Origin of the sequence: Campylobacter concisus, assembly GCF_015229965.1 — a bacterium.
In the GTDB taxonomy this organism is placed as follows: domain Bacteria; phylum Campylobacterota; class Campylobacteria; order Campylobacterales; family Campylobacteraceae; genus Campylobacter_A; species Campylobacter_A concisus_BD.
This window is the reverse complement of record NZ_JAAKZB010000037.1, coordinates 1-10635: the sequence shown is the minus strand read 5'-3', so window position 1 is coordinate 10635 and position 10635 is coordinate 1. Positions and strand designations below refer to the sequence as shown.

Genomic DNA, 10635 nt, shown 5'->3' with positions numbered 1-10635 from the left:
GCTCATTAGCAAACGTAGCATCAGGCAAACCAAAATATCCGATAAACTCATATCAAAAAGCAGTAGAGATAATAAACAAATTTAAAAAAGGTATATTTAACACAGACGATAGCGATAACTCTCATCGCAACCTCTCAAGAGATCTAGTAGAAGCACTTGATACTATTGGAAGCAATAATATTAAAGGGGTATATGTGGGGTGTAAAACAAACAATGAGGACAAGGGAGATAAAGTGATACCTCCTCGCCTAGTAGGTCGTTTAGCCACTACCATAGTAATGGAAGATGGTCTATATATAGGATAAGATATGAAGAAGATTATATTTATAACTTTAGCTATCTTAGTAGTAATAGCTTCAGCACTGTTTATCAATAAAGAAAAAACAATAAAAAAAGGAAATTCAATGGATAACACTAATACATATACGGTTATAGCACTTAATGGCAGAGAGGTAAAATTTGATAAAAATACAAATTTAATAGTTGCAAAGCATGATAGTAATAGACAACTAGCTCCAGATCTTGCAGCTAAGCTAGTTCTTGACTCCCGCTCCATCCTAGACTCATCTCCATATAAAAACTATCAACCCCTATACTATAACCCTAAACCAAACTCTCTAGGTCAAACAGACTATCTATCATTTAAACCATGGCTAGACATTAGTTATAAACCAAGCTCTACTAAACTATCACCTTGGACTAAGACAGAAAAAGCCTACTATGAAAGCTTAAAAGATAAGAGAGATAGATATATCTATCTAGTAAAAAGAAGCAATCTAAAATGCGCCATGATAGATATACCAGAAGATGCAATAGGTAGAGTAGATAGTAATGGCAAACTAACAAAGCCTGAGTATGCTGAAATTTATGATGAAGTAAATGCTCACAAAAGCACATTAAAATCAGAACTATTTGCAGCAGAGTGGAATATATGTGCTGGAGTATTAGGAAGCTCTGTTGGATTTTCAGGAGGAGTTGGATTAGGTTATGCAGGATTTAAAGCAAGAGCATATCAATCAATGTTTCTATCAGCCCAGCTTGGTCAAGACGGAGCCTTAGAGGCATTAGCCGACATGTTTGAATACTCTACCTATCTAGTAGGTCTAAATAAAAATTTACAAATGGCTGAAGAATTTAGAAGACTAGCTAAAAATCCCCCACTAGATGAATATGGAATGATACCTTATCTTGATGAGATAGTGGGTAGCTACTTCGTGATGGATTTTAATAGGGGTGGGGTTATACTTGATCCAATAGCTGATACTGTTCATCACTTAAGAGAAATGGTGGAAGATAAAGGTAAGCTACTAGACCCTAGAGACCTTGACGCAAATGAGACTACTAGAGAAGAATTTTTGAAATATGCAAAAGAAACCTTGCATGATTTTCAAGCCCCTTATGATGTCGTAGAGCCAGATGATACTGAATTAAAGCAAGTTATGTTAAATAGAGACTCTGGTATATTAGAAGCAAAAATAATGTCCCTAACCCCACCAGAGGGATATCCAAATGCACCATACTACAACACCCCAGAAGAGCTAACAAGACTATATGAGGCTGGTAAATTAGATAAAAAGCTAAACCCTCTAACACCAGTGATGTATAGAGATAGCTTTCCTGAAGATCTTAGGCAAAAGATACTAAGCTATGCCAAAGAGCATAATATAAAGGATTGATTAACGCTCATTAAAGTTTTATTTAAGAACATTGATTTTAAAATAAGTTTCTTCTAAAATAACTTTAGATAGAATTACATAAAAATAATATTATTAACGTGAGGTAAAGGAAACCATGAAGAAAACGTTTAAATTTCTTTGTTCTTTAATTTTTATGCTATTTATCGCAGGATGTGCAAAAGATCTTATCATAAGCAACACTCCAAATTCAAACTTAAACTACCACGGTGACAACGTTCCAGTGACCATTATTGCTTATAAGCTAAGAGATGTGGCAAAATTTCAGCAAGCTAGCATAGTTGATCTAGCTGAGAAAAATGGCGACATACTTGGTCAAGATAAGATAGACTCGATAAAAACGCAAATTCAGCCAAACACAAACAGATATGCTTTTACAAATGTCGATCCAGACGAAGTGCCATACGTAGGCATTTTGGTGCTTTATGCTGATCAAAGCAAGACAAATATCAAAGCTTACAAATCAACAAAAGAAGCAAAAGAGAAAAATATAGTTTTTGAGATAACTAAAAATGGCGTAAATACCATAGACGCTAGCAGCTCTAAGATCCAAGCAAGCAAATAAAATGTCTGATAAACTAAAAGTTGTCTGGTACAACGGGATGAACGTTGATAAGGTTCATTTCGAGCAGCAAGAGAGGTATTTTGAGAGAAATTTAAACCTAAAAACCGTCTCGTCTTTTTCAAATTTATATGGAGTTTTGGAGCTTGAGATCTCAAGCGAGCTTTTGCTTCAAGGCAAGATAGGGCTAAATAAAATTTCTTGCATCTCGCAAGATGGTACGATATTTAACGCTCCAGATCAAGACGACCTACCAGAGCCACTTGAGATAAGTCCTAGCGAGCTAAATTCTGCCATCATCGTGCTAAAGCTACCAGTTAGCTCAGGGCTTGTTGATGTTAGCTTGCAAAACAATCTACCAAATCTAAAATTTACGGCCAAACAAGCGCTCATTAGCTCAAGAGTGCATGATGAAGCTAGTAACGACATTTTAGATGAACTTGATGACAAAGACGACTTTGAGCTTTCATCTGCTTTTACGCAAGATAAAGAAAATTTGATCCTGGCAAGCCAAAGATCGACTCTGGGAGTGCTTGGCTCAAAAACGCCTTATGAGCTTAGCGTGCCTATTTGCAAGATAAAAAACATAGATCTAAACAAACAAATAACACTTGATGAGAAATTTATACCAACTTGCATCGATGTCAGTAAAAATTCTTTCATCACTAGCTTTATAGATGAGTTTAGCTTTGCTACAAAGCAGCATCAAGAGAGCTATACTGGGCTTTTAGGCGGCATAGATCAGGCGAAAAATAGGCTTGATATTTCAACATATTTGACGCTAAATATGCTGAAAAAATGGCACTTGATATTCTCATATCTTTTCAAAAGAGACAAAATTCATCCAGAGTATCTATATGAAAAGCTGGTTGATTTTCAAGCTGATCTGCTAGCACTAAGTCACGATGATAGTTTTAGCGAATTTATAGCTTATGATCACAACAACTTAAGTCAAACTTTCGTACCGTTAATAAACAATCTTAGGCTTTTGTTCTCGCATATCTTGTCGCCAAAATACGTCATGGCACAGATCGTCAAAAACAATCACGGATTTTTTGACTGCGTCTTTGATAACCCAAGCATCATAGAAAACTCAGAAATTTACTTTGCTATCCATAGCGATACAAAAAATGAGTACCTGCTTAAAAATTTCAAAGAGCAGTGCAAAATCCACACCCAATCAAACATCAAAAGTATCGTCTCATCACAGCTTCGCGGCATAAATGTAGAGCAAATTTCAGCTATACCTAGTACATTGCCAAAGCTAAATGACTATATCTACTACAAGATCGATAAAAAAGATGAAATTTTCAAAAGCTTCGCAAATCAAAGCGTTATTAGCGTCTATATAACAGCAAATTTATCAAACGCTGACATTAAAATGTGGGCTTTATTATAAGGATAAAAAATGAGTGAAAATCAAAATGACATTTCAGTTTTAAGCCAGACAAAGCTTCTAGGACTTGGCGCAAATCCTGCCCTAGATCACGTGCTACCACTGCTTCTTTTGGCAAACAGAGTATCAAAACTACAAAATTTTTCACAAAGTGAGATGCAAAATTTACGTGAAAAGCTGATAAATGATATATTAAGCACCACTTCAAAGATCTCAAATTTAGGCATTTATGAAGAGGATGACATCATTAGGCTTAGATATTGCCTTTGCGTTTTCATCGATGAAAGCTTGCTTAAAAATGAAATTTTTATGAATAGCTTTTGGGCGAACAACACCTTAACAACGAGATTTTTCAACGAAAATTTAGGTGGCAACAAATTCTTTGGCATCATGGATAAATGGTTTGAAAATGTTGGTAAAAACAAGGACTTTTTAGAGTTTATCTACGCTTGTTTGGTGCTTGGCTACAAGGGTAAATACGAAGCGCAAGAAGATTGCAACGAGAAAATTTCATACCTTTGTGAAAATATAGCCTCAGCCGTTTCACCACTTATCAAGGCTGATGAAAATGTATTTGAAAAGAGCTATTTAAAAACTAAAAAGAGAAGCTTTTTTGAGATATTTTCACTAAGACATTTGAAATTTTACTTTATCCTTATAGCGCTTGCTGCTATCGCGGCTGCATTTTTATATAGCACTTACTCGATGGATCAAAACAACGTTAAAAACGACAGCGTCCTAAACAATAAAATAGAAAATTTTATGGACAAAAAGTAAGTGCAAGATAAGTTTTTCAACAAATTTAGCGAAAACTTTTTAGAAAACGAACTCTACATCAGCCTTATAGACGAGATGTCAAAGTATAAGACTTTGACTCACGATACGATAAAATGGGACTTTGTTTTTAGCTCGTCTTTAAAGGCATTAAGTGAATTTAGCCTCGATGTAAAGCTTTTAAATTTCTTAGCGATCTCTGCTATAAATTTAAACGATAAAGATGCTCTTAAAAGTTTAATCAGTGCTTTTTCATTTTTTCTAAAAACTCTAAAACAAGAGCCAAATTTATTAGCCAAAAATGAAAAGCAAGTGCCTGCTAAAAAAAAGATATTTGCTCAAACGATAGAGCTTTTTACCCAAGCTCATAGGGATGGTATAAATTTAGACGAAGCGGACGCAAGAGCTTTTAATGAGCTTGTGCCTGAGCTCTCACGCGAGCTTAGCACGCACTTTGACACACTTTATATAGAAGAAAAAAGCGAGCAAGCTCAAAAAGTAGAGGAGCCAAAACAGCAACCGCAAAAGGTAGAGCCAAGCTACACGCAAAGCGTCTCTTTTAGTGGTAGCGACATTAGTACATTTAACGATAGAGATTTTAGGGAGTATTTTGTAAATTTATCTCTCTCGCTTTTGAAAAATGACATAAAAAATTTGACCGCTTACTCGCTTGTTCTTGAGGCGATGTGGGGCAGGATCAAGGCTTTGCCAGTTAGCAGCGAGCAAGTGACGCAGATACGCTATCCTGATGAAAATTTGATCTTACTTTTTAAAAATATGAAAGAAGCAAGCCAAGAAAATTTGGAGAAATTTATAAGAAATTTAGCGCTTAATCCATTTTGGATAGATGGCGTTAGGATATTTTGTGAGTTTTTAAGATCATCTGGACTAAGTGAGCAAAGCGAGCTAGTTTCTAGTATGACTTTAAATTTTATAGAAAAATTCCCAGACATGAAAAAGCTTAAATTTCAAAGTGAAGAGGCATTTTTCAGTGAAGAGAGTGCTAAATTTTTTAGTAAAAAAGAGACAGCAAATTTTATCTCTAGTGATGATATGAAAAAAGATATGAGCTTTGAAGAGCTGATAAAAGCCCTTGATAGAAGCAAATATACAACAAATTCGCAAAGCGAGCTTAGCTTTTTGTTAGAGCTTTCCAAAATTTTTACAAGCCAAGGCATGGACAACAACGCAAAAGTTGTATATTCGCAAATAGTTAAATTTATAGAAAACACTGAGCTAAAGGATTATTTGTCAGATATTTATATAAAGGCAAAAACATTTTTGTGATAAAATATGTTTTTTTAAAACTTCTTTAATTTTATTTAATTATAATTCTTAAATCATTTACTCAAAAAAAGGATGTTATTATGGCAGAGAATTCAATCCCACCAAAAGAACGTATAAACATTGTTTATAGAACCAAAACAAACAACCAAGAAGCAGATGTCGAGCTTCCATTAAAGCTGATGGTAGTTTCAAATTTAACTGGTGAAAATCAAACTCCACTTGAAGATCGCGAAGTTGTCTCTATAAATAAGATAAATTTCGATCAAGTTATGAAAAGTTTAGACATTCATACTGAATTTTCAGTGAAAAATAGACTAAATTCTGGTAGCGAAGATCTAAATATCGATCTTAATTTCGAAAGCATTCAAGACTTCAATCCAGACAATATCATCAATCAAGTCCCTGAGCTAAAAAAGCTATTGCAGCTTAGAAAAGCTTTAGTTGCGTTAAAAGGACCTATGGGCAATATGCCTGATTTTAGAAAAGCAGTTTTAGAGGCTATTAAGGATGAAGATAGTAGAAAACAGCTTCTTTTAGAGCTTAAAGACGAAAAAGATAAGGAATAAAGATGTCTGAAACTAAAGTAAAAACTCCTATCATTGAAAGCATAATGCAAAGGAGCAAATATACAAAAGAGGATGAAAGTTATAGCGTAGTAAAGCAAGGAGTTGCTGAGTTTATCTCAAATATCATCACAACAAACAACGCTGAAGAGAAGATAAATAAGCTTGCACTTGATGAGATGATAGCTCATATAGACACGCTTTTATCAGCTCAGATGGATGAAATTTTACACAATAAATCTTTTCAAGAGCTAGAATCTACTTGGCGTGGCATTAGATTTTTAGTTGAGAGAACAAATTTCAACGAAAACGTAAAGATCGATCTTTTAGATGCAACAAAAGAAGAAATTTTAGACGACTTTGAAAACAACCTAGATATAACTCAAAGCACACTTTATAAGCAAATTTACTCAGCTGAGTATGGCCAATTTGGTGGTGAGCCAGTTGGCGCGATAGTTGCTGATTATGAGCTAGATAAGTCAAATCAAGACATGACTTTCTTAAACAAAATGTCATCAATCGCAGCGATGAGCCACTCTCCGCTTCTAACTTCGCTATCTTCTAAATTCTTCGGACTTGATAACTTTGGCGAGCTTGAAAACATAAAAGATCTAAAGAGCCTACTTGAAGGTCCTCAATACACAAGATGGAGAACTTTTAGAGAGAACGAAGATGCAAAATATACAGGTTGTATGGTAAATAGATTTCTTACTAGATCTCCATATATCCCAGAAGATAACCCTATAAAAAGCTTTAACTACCGCGAAAGCGTTGATAAGCACGATGATATGCTATGGGGCAACGGCGCTTATGCGTTTGCTACAAGACTTACAGAGAGTTTTGCGGACTATAGATGGTGCGGAAACATCATCGGACCAAAAGGTGGTGGCGCTGTAAAAGACCTACCAACTTACACTTATGAAAACTACGGAAGCGTTCAGACAAAAATTCCAACCGAAGTCTTGATCACAGATAGAAGAGAATTTGAGCTTGCAGAAAATGGCTTTATCACGCTTACGCTAAGACGTGATAGCAACAACGCAGCATTTTTCTCTGCAAACTCAGTGCTAAAACCTAAAGTTTTCCCAAATACTCCAGAAGGTAAAGCTGCCGAGACAAATTTTAGACTTGGCACACAGCTTCCATATGTATTTTTGATCTCTCGTTTGGCTCACTATCTAAAAGTACTTCAAAGAGAAGAGATCGGTACTTGGAAAGAGCGCAGTGACGTTGAACGTGGCTTAAATGAGTGGCTAAGACAGTACATCTCAGACCAGGAAAATCCACCAGCTGATGTAAGAAGCAGAAGACCATTTAGAAGCGCAAAAGTCATCGTTAGCGATATAGCTGGCGAGCCAGGCTGGTACAAGATAGAGCTTCTAGCTAGACCTCACTTTAAATTTATGGGGGCAAATTTCGAGCTTTCTTTGGTTGGTAAGCTGGATAAAGAGTAAATTTAAGCATGTCGCTGATAGATAAAATTTTATATGAATTTAGTGATGAGTCAAAATTTCGTCCATATTTTAAAGATCTAGACAGCGACATCAAAGATCATATCGATACTATCTTAAACTCAAGGCTAGGAAACTACGGTCGTTTAAATGATAGTATCATCGATCTTTGGTCGGTTGGGGTCGAGATAAACGAGCTTGGCCATAGACTTGGCATGGCGATATATGAACTAATCACCTCAAATGAAAATAGAATAGAGATAACCTCTATCGGCTATGATGACTCGCTAAAGCCTTGGCGTATCATCTTTAACATAAACTATAAGCATAAAAACGACAATTTCAAAGAGTATTTGCTAAAGGTTATTTTTAAGAACAATAGATATTGTGAGATTTTATAATGGATTATAATGAAAATAATTTAGCTTATTTTCAAAAAGAGATGGCGTATCTTGACGAAACAAGAGCTCTTTTTATAAAGAATTTCCCAAAAGTTGCACCATTTTTAGATACTAAAAGCAAAGATCCTGATGTTGAGAGTATCATAGAAAATATGGCTATTTTGACATCAAGGATTAGACAAGAGCTAGATGAAAATATCCCCTTAATAGCTGAGTCTTTGATAAATATCTTAATGCCAAGTTATACAAACCCTTTCCCCTCAGTTTGCATGCAAGAATTTGCTCTAAGAGATGACTTTTCAGAAAAAAAAGAATTTATACCAAAAGGCAGCATCATAGAGTCAAAGCCAATAAACGGCGTAGCTTGTAAATTTCAGACGATATATGACGTAAATTTGCTTCCTTTAAAGATATCAAAAGCTTTCATGTCAAACAACAAAAGTGACTATCTTTTAAATTTAAATATATCTATCACCAAAGATGAGCTTAGCACCAAAGAGCTTGATATAGACTTTTTAAATTTATATCTTGGCGATAACATATACTTCTCTTCAACTCTTTTGATGTGGCTAAAAAACTACTTGAAATTTATAGTCGTAAGCTTTGAAGATAGCGATGAGGAGATAAAACTTGGAGCTGATAAGCTTAGCTTAGATGAATTTGATGAAGCTTTGATAAAGAGCGATGAGTTTGGTTTTGAGGCATTTGAGCTTATAAAAGAGCTTTCATATTTTTCATCTAAACTAAATTTCATCCGTATAAATGGACTTGGTTTTTTAAAAAGATTTGACACAAAAAGCTTTAACATCAAATTTGTCTTTTCAAAAGATATGCCAAATGGCTATGTGCCAAGGCTAGAGTATTTTTCTCTCTTTGCCACGCCAGCGATAAATTTGTTTGCAAAAGGCGCTGAGCCTATACAAAATAACAACAAACGCAGCGAATATAGAATTTTCATCGACCGCTCAAACATAAACGCTTACGAGATAGTCTCTATCACAAAGGTCGTCGCTCACAGCAGTAATAATGAAAAAAGGATACTTAAAAACTACAAAAGCTTTGAGAGGTTTGAGTTTTTAAATAGTCAAAGATCAAAGGACTATTACTTTGTAAGCAATAAAATAGATATGAAGCTAAACTCTTACAAAGAAATTTCATTTTTTAAAAATGACACCAAAGAGCAGACCGTGAGCATCGAGACGCTTTGCTGTAACGGCGATCTACCAACTAATCTAAAACTAGGCGAGATAAACAAAATCCAAAATCACCAAGGTGTAGTAACCAAAAATTTAACTATCCCAACTAGCGTAAAACGTGTAAATGTAGATGGAAATTTACTCTGGAGGCTAGTTAGTATCTTGTCATTTAGCTATCAAAGCATACTAAACAAGGGCTCTTTTTTGGCACTGCTTAATGCCTTTATGCTGCCTGATGATGAGTTTTTGAAGAAATTTTCTAGCTCGCTTCATGAGATAAAGACAAAACAGATCCACAGGGTCGATGGCGGCTTTGCAAAAAGAGGAGTGCTATGTATATTTTATATAGATGAGAGCGAGTTTGAAAGCCTTGGAAATGTCTATGTTTTAGGTATAAATTTGGCTAAGTTTTTATCAAAATTTGCTTCTATTAACTCATTTTGCGAGCTTAAGATCAAGTGCGTAAAGAGTAAAATTTTATTTGATTATGGGTTTTTAAGTGGCACGAAAGAGCTTGTATGAGCGAAGAGATAAGTCAAGCCTCTTTTTTTAAACTGATAAAAAATATCTTAAAAAATAGGGATAGAAGCGAGATATTTTTAAAAAATAGCTCGAGTTTTGCCTACCCGATCAAAGAGCTCGAGAGCTTAGATGAGCAGGAGCTTACAAAGATAATTGTAAATTTTATGGGTCTTTTAGGAAGCGGCTCGCACCTAACAAGCTACATTTTAGAGAAAATTTCAAAGACTAATGACAATAGCTATGAACTATTTTTTGATTTTTTTGACAACTACTTGCTTTGGCTATTTTTTGACAGCATTAGTCTAAAAAACTACGCAAGATCTTTTGAAGATGAGCTTGATGATAAAATTTCAAAGATTTTGCTTGATATGCTTAATATAAAAGAAAAGCAGCTGGCAAAGAAATTTCTGCAATTTTCGCCACTTGCAGTTAGCCAAAGAAGGCCAAAAAAAGAGGTTGAATTTGCGCTTCAGAGCCACTTTGGGCTAAAAGATAAGCTTTTTATACTTGAAAATTTACCAAATCAAATTTTCATAGCACCATCAAATTTAAACTCTTTAGGCCATAAAAATAGGACACTTGGTAAAAATTTCATCCTTGGCAAAAAGCTTTTTGAAAAACAAACTAAGATCGCAGTTTTTATAAACGGCATAGAGTACGAAGAGGCTGTGAATTTCTTCCCCAAAAAAGATAAATTTAAAGAGCTTCAAGAGACTCTTTCTTATTTTACTAATGATGAATTTGTTTCTGATTTATATTTGAAGATAAATTACTCTCACAAGATGCAGT

General features: G+C 34.8%; 10 protein-coding genes and 1 pseudogene. All 11 read left to right on the top strand.

The window, feature by feature from the left end; all coding sequences use genetic code 11:
- Nucleotides 1-305: pseudogene (locus tag G6W43_RS10295) on the top strand (hypothetical protein); the annotation flags it as partial.
- 3 nt (nt 306-308) lie between these two features.
- A complete protein-coding gene (locus G6W43_RS10290; RefSeq protein ID WP_194169744.1) occupies nt 309-1676 on the top strand; it encodes a thioredoxin reductase in 1368 nt (455 codons plus the stop codon).
- A gap of 115 nt (nt 1677-1791) precedes the next feature.
- Nucleotides 1792-2259 carry a type VI secretion system lipoprotein TssJ gene (tssJ, locus tag G6W43_RS10285; RefSeq protein ID WP_021089458.1) on the top strand — a complete coding sequence of 156 codons (468 nt, stop codon included), beginning with the start codon at nt 1792-1794 and terminating at the stop codon, nt 2257-2259.
- A gap of 1 nt (nt 2260) precedes the next feature.
- Entirely contained in the window at nt 2261-3655 is a 1395-nt protein-coding gene (gene tssK / locus G6W43_RS10280; protein ID WP_194169743.1) for a type VI secretion system baseplate subunit TssK, read from the top strand.
- Between the two features lie 9 nt (nt 3656-3664).
- Nucleotides 3665-4429 carry a type IVB secretion system protein IcmH/DotU gene (icmH, locus tag G6W43_RS10275; protein ID WP_021086306.1) on the top strand — a complete coding sequence of 255 codons (765 nt, stop codon included), beginning with the start codon at nt 3665-3667 and terminating at the stop codon, nt 4427-4429.
- Entirely contained in the window at nt 4430-5713 is a 1284-nt protein-coding gene (locus G6W43_RS10270; RefSeq protein ID WP_194169742.1) for a type VI secretion system domain-containing protein, read from the top strand.
- A gap of 80 nt (nt 5714-5793) precedes the next feature.
- Nucleotides 5794-6279: a type VI secretion system contractile sheath small subunit gene (gene tssB / locus G6W43_RS10265; RefSeq protein ID WP_012001089.1), complete on the top strand. Its 486-nt coding sequence runs from the start codon at nt 5794-5796 to the stop codon at nt 6277-6279.
- Nucleotides 6280-6281: 2 nt separating this feature from the next.
- On the top strand, nt 6282-7730 hold the full coding sequence (tssC, locus tag G6W43_RS10260; protein ID WP_103650061.1) for a type VI secretion system contractile sheath large subunit: 1449 nt from the start codon (nt 6282-6284) through the stop codon (nt 7728-7730).
- Between the two features lie 8 nt (nt 7731-7738).
- Nucleotides 7739-8128, top strand: coding sequence for a hypothetical protein (locus G6W43_RS10255; RefSeq protein WP_012001091.1), 390 nt, complete (start codon nt 7739-7741; stop codon nt 8126-8128).
- On the top strand, nt 8128-9846 hold the full coding sequence (tssF, locus tag G6W43_RS10250; RefSeq protein ID WP_149711982.1) for a type VI secretion system baseplate subunit TssF: 1719 nt from the start codon (nt 8128-8130) through the stop codon (nt 9844-9846). Before G6W43_RS10255 ends, tssF begins: the two co-directional genes overlap by 1 nt.
- Nucleotides 9843-10635 (top strand): type VI secretion system baseplate subunit TssG (locus G6W43_RS10245; RefSeq protein ID WP_194169741.1); only part of this gene is annotated, 793 nt, incomplete at its 3' end. The genes tssF and G6W43_RS10245, both read left to right, overlap by 4 nt.

Excerpts from the sequence above, each read along its gene's own strand:
- G6W43_RS10290 (WP_194169744.1), top strand. The coding sequence starts at position 309 with ATGAAGAAGATTATATTTATAACTTTAGCTATCTTAGTAGTAATAGCT.
- tssJ (WP_021089458.1), top strand. The coding sequence starts at position 1,792 with ATGAAGAAAACGTTTAAATTTCTTTGTTCTTTAATTTTTATGCTATTT.
- tssK (WP_194169743.1), top strand. The coding sequence starts at position 2,261 with ATGTCTGATAAACTAAAAGTTGTCTGGTACAACGGGATGAACGTTGAT.
- icmH (WP_021086306.1), top strand. The coding sequence starts at position 3,665 with ATGAGTGAAAATCAAAATGACATTTCAGTTTTAAGCCAGACAAAGCTT.
- tssB (WP_012001089.1), top strand. The coding sequence starts at position 5,794 with ATGGCAGAGAATTCAATCCCACCAAAAGAACGTATAAACATTGTTTAT.
- tssC (WP_103650061.1), top strand. The coding sequence starts at position 6,282 with ATGTCTGAAACTAAAGTAAAAACTCCTATCATTGAAAGCATAATGCAA.
- G6W43_RS10255 (WP_012001091.1), top strand. The coding sequence starts at position 7,739 with ATGTCGCTGATAGATAAAATTTTATATGAATTTAGTGATGAGTCAAAA.
- tssF (WP_149711982.1), top strand. The coding sequence starts at position 8,128 with ATGGATTATAATGAAAATAATTTAGCTTATTTTCAAAAAGAGATGGCG.